A 22,691-nucleotide genomic window follows, 5' to 3' on the forward strand; every position below is an offset into this window, starting at 1 on the left:
AGAGTTTATTTATGAATCAGAGTTTGAGGGGAAACAAAAAACTCCTCATGTTTTTCTGATGGTATTCCGCGTAAGATAGATATAATTAAACATGCAAAATGTGGCTACCGCCCCAAACGCATGCCATAAAAAGTGTGTTCCGAAGTTCAACCATTCCCTTTTATCAATGATTCGAAAAGTGAGTGCAAGCGCAAACGACAATAAAGCAAATCCTACCCATTTGCCCGCTTTCCATTGAGTATAAATCAAATAACGTAACACCGAGAAAAGCACAAATGAAGCCATGATTGCGTAATTTAAGTTGATAAAGAGAGATGTGTTATCTACCAAAATCCAGTTTCTCAAAGCCAACATCAGTATCAGATATACCAGAACCATTACAACAGCATAGTACCATCTGGTGCTCTGCGCTACAAAATAAAATCCCGCGGACAGACAGAGCAACATAATGGGCATCCAATCCATCATGATAAATACCGGCCATTGTCTGAATGCATGATAAACAGTTCCCCCTATGGCACCAACGTATAGTAAAATCAAGCAGTAGGTTAAAAAAGGATATTCTTTAAAATGACCCTTCATTTTAATAGTCCAAAAAATGGCTATGGCTAAAAATAACAGGGCAGTTATTGCATTGAATGGCTCAGGGAAAAACTGAGCCATGTCTGTTTCTTTATATAACATGCCTCCGTCCGGAGGTATTTGGCTTATCGGCATTGTCTTTTTTTATATTACATTTCCAGGTATGCTTTAGAGTGCAAATACAGAAACAAACCATTTTCTAAACATTAGTAAAACATATATACTGTTATACTTCTTCTAAATATAGAAAAAATTATGGCATAATATCCCTGGATGTACCCGATTGTATTTTATAAAAATGTTAATTCTACTTCTTATGCAAATAAACCAAATTGATTCTTTTTTGATTCAGCTTTGAAATTCTTTTTTGATTAAAAAGATAAACGCAAAGTTCATTAATAATTCCGCTTTTTAAGTGGGCAAAGTGATGCGACTTTGTCGCTGATGAAATGGTATGCTTATACATACACTTCGACGAATCAACGAAGTTGATTCTATCCTTTGTTCTCTTAAAATCAACAGTTTCAAAAATGAAAACTTTGCGTCAGAAAAACATGTCATCATTATATTAATCACCTTTATCAACAACTCTCAATCTTTTTTATTCTGAATGGGTGTCAGCCATTTTCTTTTCTCTCTTTCTTTGAAGAATAAGGTGTGCGGCATCCAGCATTTTAACCGTATGGATGTAGGGCATAACGATATTCCTTTCTGGTAGATTTTCATAGACGCCCATTGAGAAATAGACGATTCCGGACATAAAATAATCAAATTCTTTGAGGGTGTATTCCCTGAATGCTGTTTTGAAAACCAACAGCGGATTCCGGTATTCCTTCTCCGAAAGCAGGCCAAGAACCCACGGGGAAACCTTTTCTGGCTGTGTATCAACAGTCCATTTCCTTTCCTTCAGCATGATGAGATAGCCTGCCCGGATCAACGACCTCATCGACTGATGAAACTGGAAGATAACCGCTGGATCTTCATTGATCCAACTATTCCTCTTTACCGCATAATTCATAATGTTGCTGAGCCTTTCTTTGGAAACATCTAACTCATTGAACTGAAAGAAAGTTTCCATCAGCTGCAACCCGGAGTGCTTTTTATCTGCCCGAAACCGGGGAGCAAAATCTGTTTTTATCTTTTTCATTGTTTGTATTTTTTATAAATGTAATAAAAAAATAACAAAAACACATATATGTGTTGATGAAAAATTTTAGAAAGCTCAAACTTTACTAGATGTATAAATGGCAAATAGAGGAATTAAAATTTCAAATTGGAAAGCTTATTCAATTGTATAGGTTAAAAAGGGGACTTTCACAGTTTCAGCTTGGAAATGAGCTCAATATCTCAAGTAACCATGTTGGTAGGATTGAAAGATCTGAAACTAATCCAACCATTGAAAGTCTTATTCTATTTTGTAATTTTCTTGAAATTGATCTATTACATTTATTTACAAAACTAAATGAAAAAGAATTAAAGAAGGTTGGAAGTGAAATCGATCAGCTACAAAAAGAATTTAAAAATCAAAATAAGAGAAAATCCTGACGAGAGTTGGGATTTATTTGTTATTATGAATAATAGATGAAGCATTATAAAAGGTAAAAAGTGATTTTATCTTTGCCATTGTAGATAAGTACCAAGAAGGTATGCATACAGTTTTGTATATTTGGATCTTAACATAAATCCACAATAATGTGTCACATATTTGATTTTATATTTAACAAACAATTTTTACTGAGTATATTAGGTCCGTTGATTGCTACAGGAACAGCATTACTAGTTTTTTATCTAACTCTCAAAAAAGATAAAAGAAAGGAAAAAAAACGAAAAAAAGCTGAAATAAAAAATAGAATAAGAAACTTTAAGAATTTGTTAGTTTCCTCAAAAGATCATGCTGAAAATACAATTTCGAACTTAATGCAAATGATAAATAGATATGAAAATGATTTAATTTCATTTCAATTATTACGATTTTCACCTAATAAATCATTTGAAAGATTAGATGAGAATTTAAAAAATGAAAATTATTTTCAAGCTTTTATCAAAAATTATGGTAAGGATAAGGTGGACAATTTTAATCGAATTTCCTTAATAATTGACTACTTTAACTTACAAATTGAAAGTTTATGGAAAATAGTTGAAAAAGCCCAAAATCATGATTATGAAAGGAAAAAAGCATTTAATGAAATTAGTAAAAAAGCTATAAATAAAATTGCAAGATTAACTATAATACCTGTTGATAGAATAAGCGAAGAAGAACTAGAACATATTGGTCAAATTTTGGTGGATTATCATATAAATATGGTAAACTCTATTGAACATAATTATATTTATTTAAGAAGATTTTTAGAAGAGGGTTTACGTAATCAAATATCAAATCCAAATATAACTGATTTGATTGAGGATATAAAAGAAGCATCAGAATTATTCAATGAAATACAATTTCAAAATCAACATCATAAAGAAGATCTTATTCAAATTAGAAATGAAATGCAACTTTCATTGGACAGATATAATTTTGAAATATTAAATTTAGAATAATACTACAAACATTGTAAAAATTTTGGCTCCCCCCAAATACCGCAAGAATTCTAAAAACAATAATATGATCTAAAAGTCCTTTTTAATCAGAATAATCCATTGCCCTGCCTTATCTATAATCCCCGCTCTCCAAAGTCTCTTGACTTTGAAGCAAGTTTAAAAGAAATAATCTTATTTAATAGCTTAAAGTAAGGAGACTTTGCGTAGCTGACATCTATTGATTGTGAAAATTTTGTATATTTGATATACAATTTATATCCATGATCATTGACTTTGCAGATATTCCACCATCAAATAAAGGTGGTAAATATCAAGATTTATTTGAACAATTTGCTTGTGCGTTTTTGGAAGCAAAAGGTTTTGAAATAGTTCAAAGACCAGATAGAGGTCCCGACGGGAAAAAAGATTTATTAGTTAAGGAGATACAAAAAGGCTTTAGCGGCACATCTGAAACTATATGGTTAGTGAGTTGCAAGCATAATGCACACTCAAATAAGTCGGTTAATGATACTGATGAGCCCGACATTTCTGATAGAGTAAAGAAATTTAATTGTGACGGCTTCATAGGATTTTACTCAACAATTCCTTCTTCAGGTCTATCAAATAAACTCCATAGTCTAAAAAACAATAGTAAAGGGTTTAATTATATTATTTATGACAACGCTAGGATTTCAAGTGAACTTCTCACGATGAACAAATCTCCAGCAATTATTGCAAATTTTTTCCCTAATTCTTACGATAAATATAGACAGTTAAATATTCAAAATAAACCTCCTGAAAGAACTTATAATTTTGAAATAAATTTGGCTGTTGCTAAAACTGCGTTGATTATTTTGGAAATTGATGAAATAGAAGAGAATTTTGAGAGTAAAGCTATAAACAAAAAAATAAATTTGCTAAATAAATTATTCAAATTTTATAAACATAGAAACGAAGAAATAGCTCACTCAATATTTGACTTTTTATATTCTGTATCTCAATCTGTCAGGAGCTCAGAGAGCATAAAAATTTCTGAAGTAATTAAGTCTCTAGTTTTTACATATTTTCCAAGCTCACAAGATTACTCTTCAGAAAAATTAGTTGAAAATGGGAAAAACTGTGTTCACCTTGCATACAACTTAATCTACGACGCTTTTATATGGATCGACAATTTCCAAATTGCAATTAACGGTCTTTTAATCTGGAAGTATCTATATAGATTTGCAAAAGAACATGATATTAGAGAACTGACTAAAGAAATTGAGCTATATTATCAATTTTTAAAAGATACCTTAAACAGACCAGAAAGGAAAGATTTAGTCAACGCCGGCAGATTAGTAAATATTTTTAAAAATGATTTAGATCGTTCCAGTATGTATTATCCTGATATACCAACAGATTTATATAGAATTATTTTAAAATCTAAAGATGGAATTACAGCAAAATTTGATTAACCAGATTTAAATATTAAAAAACTAATTACTAATGGAAATAGAAAAAATTATAGAAGAACTTCAGAATTTGGATCTTTCTACATATCCTGAAAAAGAAATAAAATACCTCTTAAGTCAAATCGGAATCATTTGTTCTATGCAAGTTAATTTCCACGCAGGAAAAATTGTAATGAGAGCACGTCCCCATGAATCTGAGGATATTAGATATAGAACCAGAGATGACTTTTCTTATAAACCTCAGAAATTTAATAAGACGTATCAAAGAGCCAGTACACCATATCAAACAATGTTCTATGCAACTGCAGTACCAGATAAACCGGAACCTGGAGAACTTGATAACCTGAGAATTATAGGAGTATCTGAATCTTTACCACAGTTAAGAGATAAGTCTTCTAGTTTATACAAAAAAATTTCATTTGGAAAATGGCATGTTGTTGAGGATTTAAAACTACTGTCAATTATTCATGAAGATAATTATTTTAAAGAAAGTAGTTATACCCGAGAGCTTATAAATGCTTATAATACAGCTACTCAAAATATTCCACAAGAAATTTTGAATAAAGTCCCTGACATTATTCAAAAGTCTTTAAAAATTCAGACATTTTTAGCGAAGCAATTCTCAAAAGAAAATATTTCTGCTGACTACGACTATATGATTTCCGCAATTTTTTCTGAGATTGCTATAAAGCAGGGATTTGATGGTATTTTCTATCCAAGTGTTAGAGTGAATGGTCAAGGATTTAATATTGCAATTACTCCCGAAGCAACTAAGAAACTTCGGCTCTTGGTTGCTGGCGAATGTTCTTTATACAAACATAAAGATCACACCGTTGTAGGTAATGATGCAGTAATAGAACTAAATAATAATGAAGACGAGTTTGATTTAATTGACCTTCCTAATAATCATCAGCTAGAGTGCTTAAACCAGATTAACCTAAATTCGTTGGATGAATTAAAAAATTATTGCTAAGCCTTTAAATAGTTGTGCAGTGCTGTGGATAAATATGCTTACAAAAAGTATTTTAAAAATTCTGTTGAAACAACTGTTAGTAGTTAAGTTTATTATTACTATGATAAATTTTAATATCCATTTATATTAATAATCAAAAATTGACCATGTGCTGTACCACATTGCTCTCCGAAGTCTCCTGACTTGAAGCAAGTTTAAAGGAAATGCTCTTATTTACCAGCTCAAAGTCGGGATACTTTCCACAGCAGACTGTTGACAGTATCGATGTTGAAGAAACAAGTGGTAATTTCTTCACTTCTCTTTCTACTACTGCTAACTGATGGCTCATCATTAGCAGATATCTTCGTACGTAAGGAATGCGATGAGGCGGCTTACATTAGTTTTTACTCAAGCAATATCCCTATAATTTCCTCATACAATGCCCGTAACTGTTCCTCTTTTAATGCATCGAAAAGCGTTCCCGCGTTGGTACACAGGACGACGCTGGTATTTTTGGAAGGAAAATAAAAAGCATTGGCACCGGCTCCGATACCACTACCCTGGTGACCGATCGCCTGCAGGCCGCCATTGGTTTTATAAAATTGTAGCCCTAAGCCATATATCGGAGTACCCTGATCACTCACCGTCACCTTCATTTCTTCCAGCAATGCGGGTGACAGTATCGTTTTGTCATGAAGCAGCTTGTAGTAAAATCCAGCTATATCCTGAACGGAAGCCACAATACCATCATCGCCAATGAAGGTACGTACTGTACCCAACTGCAACTCGCTCACATCGTTAAAGGTGCCGTCTATTTGCAGATAGTTAGCCGTCGTTCCTTCAGGAGCCGTAGGGCTTGCAGAACCCGCTATATAATAGGTGTTGGAAAGTCCAATGGCGTTAATTATTTTGTCTGTAATATACTGTCGATGTCCGTTTGGAGTAACACGATCAATAATAAGAGCCAGCAAGTGATAATTTATATTGCAGTACCCAAATGAGGTGCCGGGTTCAAATTTTGCAGGTTGATTGTATACATAGCTCAACACCTGTTCGCTCGTCATAGGCAGTGGCCCTGCAACAACATCGTTTAAAAACTGATCGCTATCCAAATAGTCAGGAAGGCCTGATGTCATCGTAAGCAGTTGCCTTACCGTAATGATATTTCCGTTGGGCAGATGATTACAAATGTCAGGAAGATAGGTGTTTACTTTGGCATCGAGATTAATTTTGCCCTCCTCTTTCAGTTTCAGGACAGCCACTGCGGTAAAGGTTTTTGAAATACTCTGCATATAGTGAAGTGCAGAAGCGGCCATCGGCTTTTCATTCATTACCGCGTCTCCTGCAACCAGGGTATAATTCCCGGAAGCTGCCTTTACACTAAGGCTTAAGCCGGGGAAGTTGGACAAAGCTCTATCGAGTTTTTGCTGCGCCTGCGCTTTTCTATCAGGTGATGGATTTGAATCGTCATGGCAACAAGAGGTGATAAAAATAACAACAGCTAGTAATAAAAACTTTTTCATAATAGGTAATTTGAATTATTTAAATGCAAAACTCAAATAATTCAAATTAGAACAGGTTTCAAAAGCTTAAAAGTGCATAAATCGGTACTTATTTGCTGGTATTTTATATTCGTTTGGGGGCTGGCCGGCATTCCTAATCTGAATATCAATAGATCTGTCAAAAACGGTAATTTAACTTAAAAGTCCCTTTCCCGCTCTTCGAAGTCTCCTGACTGTGGAGCAAGTCTAAAGGAAATAATCTTATTTATCAGCTCAACCTCGGGAGACTTTCCACACCAGAGCACAATATTTAAAAAATGATCACTGACAATCATTTCTCTTTCTGACTTATATCCTATTTTTGCAAAAAAACTAATGGACAAATTAAGTTTTCTGGAAGTTATTGCTGCGATGGCCGTTTTTGTATCGCTGCTGCTTGCCGTATTTTTATTAACGGTAAAAACAGAAAGAAAACTGGAAAACAGATTATTTGCAGCGTTCCTTATCATTAATGCCATTGATATCAGCGGGCTTTTTATGCATCTTTTTGTGGATAGTTATAATCTTAAAGCTTTCAAAATATCTGCTTACTTATTGGTCATGCCTCTTTTCTATCTGTACGTAAATGCCGTTTGCTATTCTGATTTCACCTTAAAAAGAAAGCATTTGCTGCATCTTATCCCTTTTATTATTGTCAATTTAATTTTAGTTCCAAGACTCTATCTGGCAGAAGGTAGTGCTAAAGAAGATTTCTTTACAACGATGTGGAACTCTCCTGAAATGTTGGTTTATCAACTCATCGGGGAACTGCAGTTTTTCTCTTATATCGTTGGTGTATTCCTTGTCCTTAAAAAATACAGGGAGATTTATCTTGAAAACTACACGAATCCCAACACCTTGCTATATAAATGGCTGTCTCAGCTTACCGTGATTTTCTTAGTCATCCATGTATGTATTATTTTAAAAAACATCGTAAGGTACACCCAGCACAGAGATCTGTTTATCTGGTTGAATATTGTGGCGGGAACGGTATTTTTATTGGCGGCCTGTTGGTTTATCTTAAAGGCATTAAATTATCCTGAGCTTTTCCGCAGAATTGATTCTACCCTACAACCGGCAAAAGACTTTGCAGAAACGCTAGAAACTGAAAATACAACTGACAAAACAAAAAGTTTTCAGATCGAACAGCTTAAAAAATTTATGGTTGAAACAGAACCTTTCTTAGAACCGTCATTAACGATTCAGGAACTGGCAGATCAGGTGAATATTCCCGTTCGTGAGCTGTCTATATTAATTAACCATCATCTCAATCAGCACTTTTTTGATTTTGTGAATGAATACCGCGTTAAAAAAGCAATGACCCTTCTGAAAGATCCCACGAAAAAAGAATATACGGTGTTAGAAATTTTATATGAAGTGGGTTTCAATTCAAAATCTTCTTTTCATACTTCATTTAAAAAGTATACAAACCAAACACCAACAGCATTCAGAAACAGTTGATAACTAATCAATTGTAAATACTCAAACTCTGCCTTGCAGATAATCGGACTCATTGTATTCATTAAAAATGAGTCCGACTTTTTTATACGGACTTTTTTCAGGATTCTCTACAGCATATTTGCATCAGATTATGAATATCAAATTAAAATTCTGACCATGAAATATGCAATCCTTATTTTATTTTTTGCCTTACTTGGCTGTAAAAGTGTTTACCCAATCAATCAGCAAAATGTTGAAAATGCCATTACAAAAAATGCGCTTCAGTTATTAGAGGACAAAAGATTTCATTCGGTTTCCATTGCCGTGCTTAAAGATGGACAATCCACCATACAACATTTTGGAGAATTAACGATTGGAAAAGGAAACAAACCCAACGATTCTACCCTTTATGAATTAGCTTCTGTCACTAAAACTTTTACAGGTTATATAGCCGCTAAAGCTGTGCTTGATCAAAAAATTCATTTAGAGGATGATATCAGAATCTATCTTGACGAAACCTATCCCAATTTAGCATTTAAAGGGGAACCTATAACAATCAAACACCTCATCACCCATACCAGTGGATTTCCCAATTTCCCTATAAAAAGCGAAAACAAAAAGGCTTTTTTTGAAGGATTAAAACTCATCAACATTGAAACTAAACCCGGAGAGACATATTCCTATTCAAACACGGCTCCGGAATTGACCGCCTATATCCTTGAAAAAGTGTATCAAAAATCGTTTGAAGACCTGGTCATTGAATTTATTTTGAAACCCAATACCATGAATCAAACTAAGTTTACCCTCAATGAAGATGACAGAACAAGATTGGTAAAAGGCTATAACGATAAAAACGAGTTAATGCCCAACTTCAACAGAACATTATGGGGCGGTATTTCAGGATTGTACTCTACCACTACGGATCTGGTGAAATATATGAAGCTGCAGCTTGACACATCAAATCCTATTGTCAAAGAATCTCATAAAAAATTATATAAAGAAGGCTCTGATTTTTGGGAAGGGTATCATTGGTACATCATAGAAAATGATCATCAATTAATATACAGGCATCACGGAGGGATCTACGGAATGCAGAATTGGTTTGTGATTTATCCTAAACAAAATATAGGGATATCCATATTAACAAATACCAGCTTTAATGAAACAGGAGAAATTTTAGAAAAAGTAGTTAACCAGTTGTTTGATGATATAAAGGTCAATTAAACCTAATAATTTCACCAATAGCCCGATAGCGCCGTTTTTTAATTCGCCAAATCTGTTTTTTACATTTATTTTTACACCCATTAATCAATCGTTTCAGCTGAGCAGATTTCCTAACTCTTAAAAAAGTTAATTCTTTTTATCAATCCTTATGAAAGAGGTACATTTAGCCACCATAAATCCTTATAACCACTTTTATAAAATTGATCTATACAACACTTTTAAATATTGCTATTTTTCAGGGAATAGTCTTAGGCGTAGTTATTCTAAAATCTTCCCTGTTCAATAGTAAATCAAATAAGTATTTAGCCTACTTACTATTTGCACTTTCCATGGTTTTACTGAATTATGTTTTTGAACTTGAAGGTGCATTTACATCCTATCCTTTGCTGCGTTTTCTGGACTATATTGAGTGGATGTTTTTACTGCCTGTCTTCATCTTCCTGTTTATCATAAACCGAATTGATGATACCGTAAGGAACAAGCAAAGAACTTATTTATACTACATTCCATTTGTCTATTCCTCTACTTTTGTTATTCTATACCATCTTAATGATATTTTAGGAATTTATAAAATCACAGGTTCAGGCAATTTCATCATCAATATACTTGGGATGATTCAGCTCTTATTTGCCTTTATCATCATCCTGTTTCCACCTTTTTATTCTTATTTTATGATAAGGCACTTAAAAGACCCAAAAGAGAAAAAATGGGTCATTACCTTATTAACGACGCTTTATTTATTATTATCTACCTGGCTAATTACGTATATGACTGGCTTCTTTTTTGGAATAGACATTTCCTCTACCATGAGTGGTCTGGCCTTATCGGCAACATTTATCATGCACTGGACAGCCTATATAGGCATTTACAAATACAAGCTTGCCAAAAACAAAGAGGCTGTCTACCATTTTCTCAATAATGATTCAGCTATTTCGTATCCCAATCTGCCAATTGTCCAGAATAGTACACCACAGGAATATAAGGAATCTATTACGGCAGATAATCTTTATTTTCAAAAGCTGGAGCTGCTTTGCAAAGAACAGCACATTTATACCGACAGTACATTAAACAGAGAAAAAGTCGCTGAAAAATTAGGTATAAGCTCGGGATATGTTTCACAAATTGTAAACACAATAACCGGAGACAATTTTGCCCATTATATCAATCAATATCGGGTGGAAGCGGTCAAGGAAATGATAGCCAATCCGGAATACGACAACTATAATCTGCTTACTATGGGACTGGAAGCGGGATTTACTTCAAAAACCACATTTTATAATGCCTTTAAAAAAGTGACCGGTCAGACACCCAATGAATATAAAAATACCATCAAATAAGTACCATTTTCTCCATTTTTAAGCTTTTGGAACCCGTCCTAATTTTTATTATTTGAGTTTTGCGCTTAAATAATTCAAATTACTTTTTTTATGAAAAAGAACTTTTTACTAGCAATGATTTTGTTTGCTTTTTATTCTGCTAATGCTCAAAACACCAAAACCAATGAAGATCCATCTGAGAGAAAAAATGAAATTAAACTGAATCTAATTTCTCCTTTAACTGGAGCTCTTGAGGTAGGTTATGAACGTCTTCTCAACAAAAATTCCTCACTGGGGATCTCTGCATTTATTGTTTATGATCACACAAAAAATGAGGATATGAATTACTACATCTCCCCGTATTACAGATATTATTTTGGTAAAAAATACGCTTCCGGTTTTTTTGTCGAAGGATTTGGAGCGTTTACTTCCATTGATGGAAAAAAAATATACGATACACCTGCCAAATTAACATTCACTGAAAACAAAGATGTTTATGATGTTGTGCTGGGTGCTGGTCTGGGCTATAAACTGGTCACAAAGAAAGGATTGGTTTTTGAAGCCAACGTAGGCTACGGAAAACTTTTGTTCAATGCAGACAAAACAGATCATACCGTAGTTGCAAAGTATGGACTGAGTATTGGCTATCGATTCAAATAATAACCTAAGAAGGAAATGATGTCAGGATCAGAAGCCGATATTATATGGATCGTTAACCATTACGACAGACTTTGTTGTCATGGGAAGAACAAAACGTACACCATCAAATAAAAGATTCTGATCCCGTTGTTTCTATTTTTTTCAAATAGTGTTTTGGTTATATAATCTCTGAAATCCGGAGCCTTCGGAGGACAGAATTAATCAAACCAAAAAAAAAATCAGAGCAGAAATGATCTGCCCTGATTGATATCTGAATAACAATTGTTGAATTCTTTTCAGCAACACTTATGAATTATTTGAAAAAAACATATCTTTTTCAGACACTCCTTTTGTTGTTTGATCATTTACATAAACAGGAACCCCACCTACCCATGTTTCTAATACCGGAATATTTCGCATCTTCATGTATTGTGTGGATTGAGTCGTTAATGAAAGAGGATCCTGCTCTAATATAACAAAATCAGCAAAGTAACCTTCATCAAGTGAACCTACCCATTTATCTGCGTAACACTGCCATGCAGCGTCATAAGTAACAGCAATCAAAGCCTGCTCTGGGGTAAGACATTCTGCGCTATTCAAAACTTCAATGCTTGTGGTCTTCTTTTCCATTATTCTGGTAATCGACTGCTCCATCATTCTTAAAGGTCCCAATGGACTTACTTCATTATCACTGTGAAGGGTAATTCTCATCCCTGCTGCAAGGGTTGAACCACATAGGTCAAGCATTTGCGCTTTTTCACCGAATATCACTTTCTTAAAGGCGTATCCCCAGTAGCCCACATGACCTATCAGGAAACTCGGTGAAACACCCATTTGCAGCATATTGGTAATTTGATCCGGTGTCAGAAGTGAGCAGTGCTCTATACGGTTACGAAGCTCAGGACCCCTATATTGAGCAAGAGTACGCTGGTAAGCATTAATGGCAAATGTTACTGCCTGATCGCCATTAGCATGAATCATTAGCGGCCAGCCTTTTCCAGCCACCACCGTATTGATTAACGTGTTATAGCTTGGTGGAATCGTATGCGCAGGAATACCTGTCTGCGGGAAATTAAATATCCCGGTATTATCAGCAGGATCACATAAATAAGGTGTACTTTGATAACCGGTTAATCCCTGGTTAGAACCATCTGACACGACTTTAACATGTCCATAATAGACAGGTTTGTATTGGTCAGGCTCTTGATAAGTATTCAGTTTATCGGCATCTTCCTGGCTGGAACAAATATAAGCCCCACCCGTTCTTACCAATTCAGGATGCGTATCAGAATACAGTTTCAATAAGGTATCAAAACCTTTGTTTAGTCCTGCATCATACATAAAAGTGACCCCTCTGGAATTAGCCAGCTGAAAAAGCTCAGTGAGGTATTTATTAATATGGATGCTCATAGCCAGGATCTGCACCATTACGACTTTCAGTGCCGGGGTCATTTCCGGACTTTCCTGCAGTTGCCCATTGGTTTTCCTGATATAATCGTCAGCTGAATCATATTGTTTCTGCACCGTATCACTATGTTTGTATACATGCTCTAATGCTTTGGTGTTCAGGTAAAGGGTATGCATGGAAGCACTCAACAACATGACAGGTTTTTCATTATTAATACTGTCCAGCACTGTGTTATCAATAGTCTGTAGCTCTTTGGCCCCATCTGCTTTTACCACAAAAGGCATAAGGGACGGATCCAATCCTCTTCCCAGGATCACATATCCGGGAATATCGTGAACGTTTTTGTTGATAATCGCTCCTACAGAAGTCAGGTCGTATAGAGGCTGTAAATCCTGTCCGTTAAAAGGGCTTACATCCAGCCAATCGGACATCATAGCGGTAGGAACCATATGGACGTGGGGTTCAATAAGGCCAGGAAGCAATGTCTGTGTTTCTTTTAATTCTTTTATATCATGTCCCGGATAATGTTTGTGCATATATTCCTCTACATCTTTTACCTCACCGGTTATCACAACTTTTCCATCAGCGATTCCAATAGCTTTTACAGGATCCGTAGATCCGCCAATCATGGGGCGGATAATTCCTCCGCTGATCATCAGGGGGCCTGGCTTTTGAATGTTCGTTTTTCCGGGATGAGGCTTCATTTTCGCCAGATTTTCCGGACTGAAAAGTTCTTCTTTAAGAATTTTTAAAACAGGATTGTTGCAAGCACAGTGTGTGCAGCCATGCGTGTGTTCATGTAATTTTTCCATAAGAATAATTTGATTTTAAGTATATGGTTAAGTTTAGTTTTTATTGGTATCTCTAATGATTCATCATCTTTAATACATAGAAAAGCAATCTTATCACAGGATAAAATTTATTATAATATTAAAACTATAATGGATAATTTTTAGAATATTATATTTAAATAAATATTTATATATAAATAATTTTTATTTATTTTCTTGTATTAGTTTATTTTTATAAAAATAATAAAAATATTCATTCGCCCTACTTTTTTCACTATATATTGATTATTTTTTTACATCTAAGATTTTAATTTACAGCATTTTCCCATTTAATTCACACTTACAATACTTATTTTAAAACCTTGTACAAGACATTTTATCTCGAAATCCTCAATTACAGGATATTATTAATCTTAATAAGAAGTTAAATATCACACCGGAAGTCTTTAAATGATTAAATTAGCCCAGAATTAAAATGCGCTAAGATTTCTATGAAAAATATATTCTTTGTATTGCTTATTTCAACGGTACAACCTGTACTGGCACAGACTAAATTAGAAAAAGCAATTACCAGCCTTGAGAATAATTACGACCAGGAAAAAGTATACATCCTTACCGATAAATCACAATATGCAGCGGGTGACAAAATCTGGTTTAAAAGCTTTGTATTTGATGGATACAACCGGTCTGCATTATCCACGACTCTATTTGTGGAACTCTACAGTGCCGATAAAAAGGTAATAGACTGGAAAACAATACTTCTGACCAATGGTGAAGGCAGCGGAGATTTCCAACTGAAAGAAGATCTTCCTGAACAGGTTTATTTTGTAAGAGCTTATACGCCTTATATGACGAATTTTAACGAAGATTTTCAGATTGTTAAAACCATTCCGGTGTACAATCCTAAATCCACTGAATCTCTGGTGATTTCTAAAAGTTCCGACTGGTCTGCAAAAGCCTTTCCGGAAGGCGGAAACTTCATTAACGGGATGCCTTCGAAATTTGCCGTAAGATTATCAGGCACTTCCCTGCCGGAAAACTGGAGCGGAAAAGTCATTGATGCACACAACCCCAACGTCCCTATAACGACATTTAAATCTTTTGACAAAAACGTTGCCTCCTTTAAAATAACGCCTGCCTCCGGAAAAAAATACCAGGTTGTCATTCAGGATAATGCAGGAAAAAGTCAGACCATAGATCTGCCACAGGTTGCGGACAACGGTCTCAATCTGGAAGTTTCCAGCTCTAAAGACGGCATTAAATACACCTTAAAAGGCGTCAATTTAAAACAACAGCTTAAAAATTATAAAGTTGTAGGAACGATCAATAACCACCTGGCTTACAAAGCCAACATCAACCATTTAACGAATGAAGCCACCAGCCTTATTCCTACAAAAATCAGCAATGGAGCTAACTGTATTCTGCAATTGGCCATTTTTGATGAACAGGACAATCTGGTTGCCCAAAGACTTTGCTTTATAAAACCCGGAAATCTAAAGATTGAGAAAGCAGAAATTGTAGGCCAGAATATAACATCAACTCCAAGATCTTTCAATAGCATTGATCTTTCTCCGGAGTCTTATTTTAAAAATTATACCGTTTTGGTCAGTGAGGATGACGGAACCCAGGCTCCGGAAGAAGAAAATCTTCTGAGTGGACTTTGGTTAACGGGAGATTTTACAACAAAAATAGACAGCCCGGCACAATATTTTTCTAAAAATGCCAATACTGAAGCGTTGGACGCGCTCCTTATTTCTGAAAAGTGGCAAAGATTTGACTGGAATTCCGTCCTTAGCGGATCTGTACCAACCATTAAACCCAATGCTCAGCAATATCTTTCTTACAAGGTAAAACCTATTAAAAATGGTTCCATGCTGGTCAACACCACTGTAAGTTTAATGCTGAAATTAGGCAATCGTGAAGCTGCCCTTAATCAATTTCAAACGGATCAAAACGGATATGTCTATTTAAATAATCTGAACTATGATGAACCTTTGAATGTTTCATTATTTGTGAATTCAGAAGATAATAAAGAATCTAATACGGATAATTTATTTGTCACCATAGAGCCATTAGTTAATCCCGTATCATTTAAAGGCAATTTTCCTGGTACAAAATATACATTGGTAAAAGCCGGTGAACATAAAACCCTTCCTCCCACCATTTCCAGAGCCATCAATACACAGAAAAACAGTAAAAAAACCCAGAATACGGATGTACAGATTGAGGAAGTAAAAATAGTAGGAAAAAAGACAGATCCGAAAGAAGACCTGGACAAACAACTGTCTACCGGAATGTTCAGTTCAATGAATTCCACTATATTCGACTTTGTGAATGAAGACCAACATATCGCCGGGTCAGGGAATATATTAGACTGGCTTCAGGGAAGAGCTGCCGGTTTGACGTTTCAAAGAAACAGCTCAGGGATTAACGTTCCTTATATCCGCGGCCAGCAAGCTAAGCTGTATTTAGATGAAACCGCTACTGATGCTTCAATGATTGCCAACCTTCCTCCAAGCAATATTGCCATGGTAAAAATCCTTAAAGGCGCAGGATTGATAGGCGATGCAGTACTCATCTATACCATGAAAGGGAATATGAAATCCAAAAGCAATGAAAAAGAAGCCCCGAAGAACAACTCAGCGGTCATCAAAGGCTATGATCAACCTTCGGAATTTCCTATCGAAATGCTGGATAATGATGATCCCGCCAAGAAAGTTGACAATGATACCCGTGAAACCCTGTACTGGAATCCTAATTTATTCGACAGCGACTATGTTCCCCCAAGAATTAAATTCTTTAATAATGACAGCGCAAAACAATATAAAGTTCTGATCATCAGTTTTGATGAAGATGATAATCTTTTGTATGATCAGCGAATTTTTAAATAGTATATTTTTCAGGATTAAAAGGCCTTTCAGTTTCTGAAAGGCTTTTTTGTTTGTTTCAATTATTAAAAGATCAATCTATTGTCTATATTGAGAAGTTGCCTATATTTGAGCATCATCAAAAATCACAGAACACCAAACGCTTCCCCATGAACATAAAATTGAGCTATCTCTTTATTCTATTATATGCTCTTGTCAGCTGTCAGGAAAAATCAATCGTTAATGATCTGACATTTTCTAATTATGTAGGGCATCCTAAAAAAATTACGGAGATCGTCACTTTTGCCAATCAGAATACGGATAAAAGTATTTCTTATTTTGATAAAGATGGTTTTCTGACAAAAAAGGAAAGCTATAATGTAGCCAAAAGCGAATCGCCAGGTAAAAGAATGATGAGTGACATTCTTATCTATGATTCGAAGGATAAAGCGAAAAGGCATTTCGAAACCATTAATGCTGAAAACAAAAACGTACAAGCTAAAGGCTATTTTGAGAAAGTTTCCGATTCGTTGTACAGAAGGGTTTCAAATTCTGAGATTACCGTCATGTCGCTCAACAAGTTATTGTATCTGGACAAAAATAACCGTCTTGCAAAAACAGAAGAAACCGGACATTTTAATGGAACCCCAATTAAAAATATCATTATTTACTCCTATACCAATGATGTAAAAAGTGAAATGCTTTTTGAAGATTTAATGAATCACAAAAAATCCAGGCTAATTTATAAAAATATAAAGCTAGACCGGTATGGCAATTCTGTTTATGAAGAATTAGTGGATGATCATGGAACTTTACAGCAAAAGATAGAAAGAGAATTTGAGTATTATTAATTGAAATTCTGTTAACATTAGTTTGCAAAAGAGTGGTTTCAGTGCTCATTGTACTTATAGGACACGGGCAATATGCACGCACCAGCAGGAATTTATTGATTTCAAATTGAATCGGTCTACTAAATATATAATAAAATTTAATTTTATTGTAATGACGCTTTACAAAACTATTTATTAAAATTTTCTTGAAATTGATATTTTAAATGGAAGAACCAAAACCAGTAATGTCACAGTTGTAAACACTATATACATTAGAGTTAATGATAACTAATATACCAGAATATGAGGATTTTGAAAAAGTAGCAAAAAGAATGTTTAATTCAAGCACTTGAATCATTTTTTAGAATTTATTGTAATTATAAAGAATATGATAATAATAATAATAATAATAATATAAATGAAGAAGTACCTTTAAATGAGGTTTGGGAGCATAACAAGCCTACATTTAGAACATCTATTATCTTATTACATCAAGGAATTGAAACTTATATGAAAAGTGTAATTGTAAGAAATTCGCCTTATTTACTTCTTGAACAAAAAAGATCAGATTGGCCGAGTCTACCAAAAAGTAAAGATGTAGATTACTCCACTATGTACACATATGCAGGAGAGAACCTTCTTAATACTTTTTGTACTGTAACTAATGGTAAACTGAATTCAGAAAAAATAAAGTTTATTGAAGATATTCGCCAAAATAGAAATAAGGCAATTCATGGAGCTGGAAATATATTAAATAATCCAAGTACTCTAATACTTGATATACTAACAGCATATACTTATTTTTTTGGAAAAGATCAATGGTTTAATGATATAAAAAAATGGAATCAATCGAATCCTCTTTTTGGTTACTATAGTTGGAATTTTGAGAGTATACAATCATATAAATTTTTAGATTTTCTGGAAGTGACAATTGGTGTAAAACAACTAAAAAAATTTTTAAATTTTGATTTGAGTGGAAGAAGATATCTTTGCCCAGCTTGTTTTTATGAAATAAACTCAAAAGGTGAACAATTAAAAAGTAAATGGGCATTTCTCACGCCCAATAAACCTTCTTCAAAACTTTTATACTGTATCAATTGTAATTCTGAGAATGAAATAAAAAGAGTGGATTGTCATATTAAAGATTGCATGGGAAATGTAATAGATATTGATGATATTTGCCTTACGTGTGGTGAAAAACAATGAAAATTTTATTTAAAAATATTCTTTTAACTGGAAAAATTTCTACTTCAAGGTTACTATTTTCTCTTCTAAATAAAGACTTTTTCGCTTAATGGACTTTATTTAACATCATCACCAAAACTTTCTTACAAAAAAATAAGAACTCTTATTTTTTTGTAACTATAATTTATCTAACATTGCAAAAAAAACCATGAAAAACTCAAGACTAGTGTTAGCCGCTATTGTAGTGCTATGCTCGGCAATGAATGTAACGGCTCAAAAAAAGAAACAGATGGCTCCATCAGCACACGGACCTATGGAAATGCCTAAAGATGCTGAAGGTCAGGTGATGGCCGGAGGCGAGAAAGCCATAAGCTATTATTATAAGACCAACGATCAGGTTACCTTTACCTATGATGCCAGCTATAAAAATGCGGATGTATACATTACGGAAGACGGTACCAAAAAATTAATGTACAAAGCCAAGCTGGATGGTACAGGCGTTGATACCAAGCTAAAAGCACGAATCTATCATTATAAAATATACAGTTCAGACCGTAAAACCCTTTTATTCACCTACGAAACAGAAGCATCAGCGACCAGCTTAATAAAAATGATCGCGGTATCTCCGGCAAAAACCTCTACTATTCTGGATTTCTCCCAGGTATTCGGCCCTACTGAATATACGCTGGGTAAAACGGAAACGTTTGAGAAGTTTCCCATTTTTTTATACTATTCAATATTTAATGCGCCTAAAAAGTAACGGCATTATTTAAAAAAAGCACATCCAATCTCTGAACTCTCCTGACTTTGGAGATTGTGATTTTTAATACTGCCCATTCTTACCTATCAGGCACCCACGCCGGCAGGGAATAAGTTCTTATTACCTCCAGGAATTCATTTCATAGTTTGAAAAATTTACTTTCATATCTTCTATCCTGTCTTCAAGGGCTTTGATGCCTGTATGCAGATATTCTTCCTTCTCAGATTCATTCAAGGTATATATGATATCGAATCCCGGGATTGGTCTGGCAATAGGAACAAATACTGTAATATGGCCGTCCTCTTCGTAAACATAATATTGCCATTCTTTTTGTTCGAGTAATTTCTTTTTGTTCATTGTTTCAATTCTAACCTATTTTCATCAAGCAGTATGTTCTCACGTTGTATAGCGGCAGATCCCTTCTAAAAATAACAGATACCTCCCCGGCTGATATTCTCCATAGGAAAACAGGTAGATCGCCTCATTTCTCTTTACATAATGAATTTCCAATCCATCTTCAGATACATACTTTTCAATAAAACTATCGACCGGATTGAACTTACTTTCTTTCATTAGGGTATTAAGACTTTGATCCCTTATTTCTTTTTTTAATTCTCGTAATGGATGGTTGTAAAAATCCATCAGTTTGAACGTTTGATTTTCAATTGCAAAAACATGTTTGAGAGCTTTTTCTTCATCTCCGTCAAATAATTTCCGCCTGATCATTTCAATGTTTTCCATCATAGCAGGATATAATGATATGCCCCAAACGATATCTTGCAGCATTTTCGCATACTCCGTATTGGATTCTTCTCCGAGAAAATTCCTTACAACCATTACCGCCATTGGATATTTCTGATACGCTTCATCTTCCGTATATGCTGTATGATCATCAATGACCGTTTTTTTTATATCCACCAATTGACGGTAAAAAGAAATGTTCATGGAATTATCGGGAAATTGCTCATATTCTTCTTTGGCCCGTGCTAAAGCTTTTTCTACGATTTCACGATAGTATTTTTTCGTTAGCCGGTCTTCTAAATCTGTATACATGGGTTGTTCTGATTCATTAAAACTTTGTTTGGGTAGATCAATTGCGCTGGAATAATTGAGGATAACTCATCATTAATGAGTATACCGTCTCATATTGATTTGATTCTTGTTGATTTCAACGCTGTCTGAAGACATCAATTCTACCCCGGAATACATTTCGTCAATTGAAAAATAAGTCGGCACTTTGCTGCCTGTGCTTTTTTGAGCTTCTTCCCAGCAGGATGTAAACCAATCGTCAAAAATTTCATACTTTTCCTGCTCGTATTCTTCCATCATTTCTTCCCATTCCTCTTCATGCTCAAAATCATCCTCCAAATCACTGACTGCATCCAGTAATTCTTCTGACCTTGAGAAATAATCATTCAACTCATTTCTTAAGAAATCGTTTTCTTCCGTAATAGTTAAACCAGCTGCATTGGAGCCAAAAAACACCATGGTAAACCACTCGTGACGGTATTCAAAATTATGTGCAGCAATATCCTCTTTGCTAAAATTGGGAAGCATCACAACAGCTTTTCCACTGAGGACATTCACCAACTCATCAATTATTTTTTCACGAATATCGTTTAAAGCTGACTGCAATATTGCGTTGGATTGTTTGAGTTCCTGTATTGATTCCATTGGCTATTTTGTTAATGTTAAATACGCTCATTTAGAGATTGAATGATCATGCATTTTATGATAGAGGTTCACCGTCTTTTAGAAGATTATCAGCTATTTTTTCTGCTTCTTGAATATTATATGTAATCCTGTTATCCTGACTGATCAAAGACCGAAAACTATCCAGGTATTTTCTCCATGTGTTTTTGTCATAATGAACAAGTACCGGAAACAACTGACTGGCCTGGTAGTACCTTTTGTTTTCTAAAGCCTTTTGCATGGCCTGTTCTATTTCCTTCAAAAGTGGCGCGCAATCTTTCTTTAAGAGAAAATCCTTCAGGTTACATTCAAAGAACCGGTCACCATACAGATGTAAAAACTGTTGGATATAAGGATATAATTCCTGTTCACTTTTTCCATTGAATGTTGCGATGTACAATGCATTGGTGATGACATCATAAGCATTATCTTCACCATGGAGCCTGTGAGGTTCAAAGCTCTCTTTTTCGTCCCATTTTTCGGCAATGAAAAGGTCAAGGAATTCAAAACCTTCCGGTATAGACCACGCGATTAAAATAAGCATGGCCTGACAAGCTAAATATCGGTTTTCATCATGAAGAAGTCTTTTTAAGTGATCAACTCTGTCAGAATCTATTTTTGCAAGGAGTTGTACTTCGTTTAAGTCATATCCTTCGTATCCTTCTTCATTGAAGTAATAAAGGAGTTCATGGAGTTCGGTATTCATTTAATCAGCTTTTAGAGTGGGTTATAAAAGTAAAAACATCTGCCCTTATCGGTATCGTTAGTTATTTCTATATGCAGTATAAAACCGGGTTTATCAAGATGGTAAGAAATATTCAGTTTCATCTTTGGTATTATGATCTTTCAGGGTGATGTTAATCGTTGATCCGGGATGAGGTACAAATTTTATTGAATAAAAGCTCAGATGATACAATCCGGGCCTTACCTTTTAACTTATCCAGCCAACGGGTTGATTTTACCTTTTAACGCAGATGATTAATTTAACTTAAAAAAGAAATACACAACTGCTGCCCACTCTTTTTTAATGCCTCTGGCATAGCCAATCGTGCTGCGACTGCTGTTTTCTACCGTTCCATCGTCTTTGATGTAGCCAATGGTTGAACGGCTGCTGTTTTCTACGGTACCGTCTTTTTTAACATAACCTACAGTAGAACGGCTGCTATTTTCTATAGTCCCGTCACTTTTGATATAACCGATGGTTGAGCGGCTTTTATTCTCAATGGTTCCGTCCGACTTGATATACCCTACGGTGGAACGGCTGCTGTTTTCAATGGTTCCATCTGATTTGATGTAACCCGTCGTACTGCGGCTTCCCGATTCTATGGTTTGTGCACTTGCCATCGAAAAGCTGAAAAGAAGAAAACCAATGACTCCTATTTTTTTCATGATTTTTAATTTTTTAATGGTTATTGTTTTTGATGTATTTGATCTGCTAAAAATACAGATTCCTCTTAAAAAAACAGCGCCACTTAAAAGATAAGTGACGCTAT

Annotated in this window: 22 protein-coding genes; 12 read left to right on the forward strand and 10 right to left on the reverse strand. The window is 34.7% G+C overall.

What is annotated here, in order from left to right; all coding sequences use genetic code 11:
* Positions 1-45: 45 nt before the first annotated feature.
* Together LC419_RS00805 and LC419_RS00810 are read right to left on the reverse strand one after the other, a co-directional pair.
* Positions 46-717, reverse strand: coding sequence for a hypothetical protein (locus LC419_RS00805; protein WP_223605550.1), 672 nt, complete (start codon positions 715-717; stop codon positions 46-48).
* 466 nt (positions 718-1,183) lie between these two features.
* Positions 1,184-1,729, reverse strand: a complete 546-nt coding sequence (locus LC419_RS00810) for a hypothetical protein (protein ID WP_223605551.1) — start codon at positions 1,727-1,729, stop codon at positions 1,184-1,186.
* An 89-nt stretch (positions 1,730-1,818) separates the two neighbouring features.
* Here LC419_RS00810 and LC419_RS00815 point away from each other — a divergent pair, with 89 nt between their 5' ends.
* The 4 genes from LC419_RS00815 (at position 1,819) to LC419_RS00830 (ending at position 5,526) form a co-directional block, all read left to right on the forward strand.
* Positions 1,819-2,127 carry a helix-turn-helix domain-containing protein gene (locus LC419_RS00815; protein WP_223605552.1) on the forward strand — a complete coding sequence of 103 codons (309 nt, stop codon included), beginning with the start codon at positions 1,819-1,821 and terminating at the stop codon, positions 2,125-2,127.
* 147 nt (positions 2,128-2,274) lie between these two features.
* On the forward strand, positions 2,275-3,123 hold the full coding sequence (locus tag LC419_RS00820; RefSeq protein ID WP_223605553.1) for a hypothetical protein: 849 nt from the start codon (positions 2,275-2,277) through the stop codon (positions 3,121-3,123).
* 260 nt (positions 3,124-3,383) lie between these two features.
* Positions 3,384-4,556 carry a restriction endonuclease gene (locus tag LC419_RS00825; RefSeq protein WP_223605554.1) on the forward strand — a complete coding sequence of 391 codons (1,173 nt, stop codon included), beginning with the start codon at positions 3,384-3,386 and terminating at the stop codon, positions 4,554-4,556.
* A gap of 31 nt (positions 4,557-4,587) precedes the next feature.
* Entirely contained in the window at positions 4,588-5,526 is a 939-nt protein-coding gene (locus LC419_RS00830) for an RES family NAD+ phosphorylase (RefSeq protein ID WP_223605555.1), read from the forward strand.
* Positions 5,527-5,659: 133 nt separating this feature from the next.
* On the opposite strand, the gene LC419_RS00835 is transcribed toward LC419_RS00830, so the two are convergent.
* Positions 5,660-5,857, reverse strand: coding sequence for a hypothetical protein (locus tag LC419_RS00835; protein ID WP_223605556.1), 198 nt, complete (start codon positions 5,855-5,857; stop codon positions 5,660-5,662).
* Between the two features lie 52 nt (positions 5,858-5,909).
* Positions 5,910-6,914, reverse strand: coding sequence for a serine hydrolase (locus LC419_RS00840; RefSeq protein WP_223605557.1), 1,005 nt, complete (start codon positions 6,912-6,914; stop codon positions 5,910-5,912).
* Positions 6,915-7,382: 468 nt separating this feature from the next.
* Between LC419_RS00840 and LC419_RS00845 the strand changes: the two genes are divergently transcribed.
* From LC419_RS00845 to LC419_RS00860, 4 genes are all read left to right on the forward strand, one after another.
* Entirely contained in the window at positions 7,383-8,507 is a 1,125-nt protein-coding gene (locus tag LC419_RS00845) for an AraC family transcriptional regulator (RefSeq protein WP_223605558.1), read from the forward strand.
* A gap of 156 nt (positions 8,508-8,663) precedes the next feature.
* Entirely contained in the window at positions 8,664-9,710 is a 1,047-nt protein-coding gene (locus LC419_RS00850) for a serine hydrolase (RefSeq protein WP_223605559.1), read from the forward strand.
* 200 nt (positions 9,711-9,910) lie between these two features.
* Positions 9,911-11,047, forward strand: coding sequence for an AraC family transcriptional regulator (locus tag LC419_RS00855; protein ID WP_223605560.1), 1,137 nt, complete (start codon positions 9,911-9,913; stop codon positions 11,045-11,047).
* 90 nt (positions 11,048-11,137) lie between these two features.
* Positions 11,138-11,686 carry a DUF3575 domain-containing protein gene (locus LC419_RS00860; RefSeq protein WP_223605561.1) on the forward strand — a complete coding sequence of 183 codons (549 nt, stop codon included), beginning with the start codon at positions 11,138-11,140 and terminating at the stop codon, positions 11,684-11,686.
* Between the two features lie 285 nt (positions 11,687-11,971).
* Here the strand turns inward: LC419_RS00860 and LC419_RS00865 are convergent, their stop codons facing one another.
* Positions 11,972-13,885 carry an amidohydrolase gene (locus tag LC419_RS00865; RefSeq protein WP_223605562.1) on the reverse strand — a complete coding sequence of 638 codons (1,914 nt, stop codon included), beginning with the start codon at positions 13,883-13,885 and terminating at the stop codon, positions 11,972-11,974.
* 470 nt (positions 13,886-14,355) lie between these two features.
* On the opposite strand from LC419_RS00865, the gene LC419_RS00870 reads away from it, so the two are divergent.
* The 4 genes from LC419_RS00870 (at position 14,356) to LC419_RS00885 (ending at position 19,506) form a co-directional block, all read left to right on the forward strand.
* Positions 14,356-16,755 carry a hypothetical protein gene (locus tag LC419_RS00870; RefSeq protein ID WP_223605563.1) on the forward strand — a complete coding sequence of 800 codons (2,400 nt, stop codon included), beginning with the start codon at positions 14,356-14,358 and terminating at the stop codon, positions 16,753-16,755.
* A gap of 146 nt (positions 16,756-16,901) precedes the next feature.
* Positions 16,902-17,582: a hypothetical protein gene (locus LC419_RS00875; RefSeq protein ID WP_223605564.1), complete on the forward strand. Its 681-nt coding sequence runs from the start codon at positions 16,902-16,904 to the stop codon at positions 17,580-17,582.
* 489 nt (positions 17,583-18,071) lie between these two features.
* Positions 18,072-18,767 carry a hypothetical protein gene (locus tag LC419_RS00880; RefSeq protein ID WP_223605565.1) on the forward strand — a complete coding sequence of 232 codons (696 nt, stop codon included), beginning with the start codon at positions 18,072-18,074 and terminating at the stop codon, positions 18,765-18,767.
* Positions 18,768-18,954: 187 nt separating this feature from the next.
* Positions 18,955-19,506, forward strand: coding sequence for a hypothetical protein (locus tag LC419_RS00885; protein WP_223605566.1), 552 nt, complete (start codon positions 18,955-18,957; stop codon positions 19,504-19,506).
* Positions 19,507-19,626: 120 nt separating this feature from the next.
* Here LC419_RS00885 and LC419_RS00890 read toward each other — a convergent pair whose 3' ends face one another.
* From LC419_RS00890 to LC419_RS00910, 5 genes are all read right to left on the reverse strand, one after another.
* Positions 19,627-19,863, reverse strand: a complete 237-nt coding sequence (locus LC419_RS00890; protein ID WP_223605567.1) for a hypothetical protein — start codon at positions 19,861-19,863, stop codon at positions 19,627-19,629.
* Positions 19,864-19,902: 39 nt separating this feature from the next.
* The gene (locus tag LC419_RS00895; protein ID WP_223605568.1) at positions 19,903-20,559 is read right to left on the reverse strand and encodes a hypothetical protein; all 657 of its coding nucleotides are present in this window, start codon (positions 20,557-20,559) and stop codon (positions 19,903-19,905) included.
* Between the two features lie 72 nt (positions 20,560-20,631).
* Positions 20,632-21,180 (reverse strand): hypothetical protein, encoded by a 549-nt coding sequence (locus LC419_RS00900; RefSeq protein ID WP_223605569.1) that lies wholly within the window; start codon positions 21,178-21,180, stop codon positions 20,632-20,634.
* A 55-nt stretch (positions 21,181-21,235) separates the two neighbouring features.
* Complete coding sequence (locus tag LC419_RS00905) at positions 21,236-21,904, reverse strand: hypothetical protein (RefSeq protein ID WP_223605570.1); 669 nt, start codon at positions 21,902-21,904, stop codon at positions 21,236-21,238.
* Positions 21,905-22,176: 272 nt separating this feature from the next.
* Entirely contained in the window at positions 22,177-22,587 is a 411-nt protein-coding gene (locus LC419_RS00910) for a 5-fold beta-flower protein (protein ID WP_223605571.1), read from the reverse strand.
* Positions 22,588-22,691: the final 104 nt, after the last annotated feature.

This window comes from Chryseobacterium sp. OSA05B, assembly GCF_019970065.1.
Taxonomy (GTDB): Bacteria; Bacteroidota; Bacteroidia; order Flavobacteriales; family Weeksellaceae; genus Chryseobacterium.

Coding starts and splice junctions, on each gene's coding strand:
- LC419_RS00865 (WP_223605562.1), bottom strand. CDS start 13,885: ATGGAAAAATTACATGAACACACGCATGGCTGCACACACTGTGCTTGC.
- LC419_RS00845 (WP_223605558.1), top strand. CDS start 7,383: ATGGACAAATTAAGTTTTCTGGAAGTTATTGCTGCGATGGCCGTTTTT.
- LC419_RS00890 (WP_223605567.1), bottom strand. CDS start 19,863: ATGAACAAAAAGAAATTACTCGAACAAAAAGAATGGCAATATTATGTT.
- LC419_RS00875 (WP_223605564.1), top strand. CDS start 16,902: ATGAACATAAAATTGAGCTATCTCTTTATTCTATTATATGCTCTTGTC.
- LC419_RS00885 (WP_223605566.1), top strand. CDS start 18,955: ATGAAAAACTCAAGACTAGTGTTAGCCGCTATTGTAGTGCTATGCTCG.
- LC419_RS00810 (WP_223605551.1), bottom strand. CDS start 1,729: ATGAAAAAGATAAAAACAGATTTTGCTCCCCGGTTTCGGGCAGATAAA.
- LC419_RS00820 (WP_223605553.1), top strand. CDS start 2,275: ATGTGTCACATATTTGATTTTATATTTAACAAACAATTTTTACTGAGT.
- LC419_RS00895 (WP_223605568.1), bottom strand. CDS start 20,559: ATGTATACAGATTTAGAAGACCGGCTAACGAAAAAATACTATCGTGAA.
- LC419_RS00880 (WP_223605565.1), top strand. CDS start 18,072: ATGAAAAGTGTAATTGTAAGAAATTCGCCTTATTTACTTCTTGAACAA.
- LC419_RS00835 (WP_223605556.1), bottom strand. CDS start 5,857: ATGATGAGCCATCAGTTAGCAGTAGTAGAAAGAGAAGTGAAGAAATTA.
- LC419_RS00905 (WP_223605570.1), bottom strand. CDS start 21,904: ATGAATACCGAACTCCATGAACTCCTTTATTACTTCAATGAAGAAGGA.
- LC419_RS00805 (WP_223605550.1), bottom strand. CDS start 717: ATGCCGATAAGCCAAATACCTCCGGACGGAGGCATGTTATATAAAGAA.
- LC419_RS00860 (WP_223605561.1), top strand. CDS start 11,138: ATGAAAAAGAACTTTTTACTAGCAATGATTTTGTTTGCTTTTTATTCT.
- LC419_RS00870 (WP_223605563.1), top strand. CDS start 14,356: ATGAAAAATATATTCTTTGTATTGCTTATTTCAACGGTACAACCTGTA.
- LC419_RS00900 (WP_223605569.1), bottom strand. CDS start 21,180: ATGGAATCAATACAGGAACTCAAACAATCCAACGCAATATTGCAGTCA.
- LC419_RS00830 (WP_223605555.1), top strand. CDS start 4,588: ATGGAAATAGAAAAAATTATAGAAGAACTTCAGAATTTGGATCTTTCT.
- LC419_RS00910 (WP_223605571.1), bottom strand. CDS start 22,587: ATGAAAAAAATAGGAGTCATTGGTTTTCTTCTTTTCAGCTTTTCGATG.
- LC419_RS00825 (WP_223605554.1), top strand. CDS start 3,384: ATGATCATTGACTTTGCAGATATTCCACCATCAAATAAAGGTGGTAAA.
- LC419_RS00815 (WP_223605552.1), top strand. CDS start 1,819: ATGTATAAATGGCAAATAGAGGAATTAAAATTTCAAATTGGAAAGCTT.
- LC419_RS00850 (WP_223605559.1), top strand. CDS start 8,664: ATGAAATATGCAATCCTTATTTTATTTTTTGCCTTACTTGGCTGTAAA.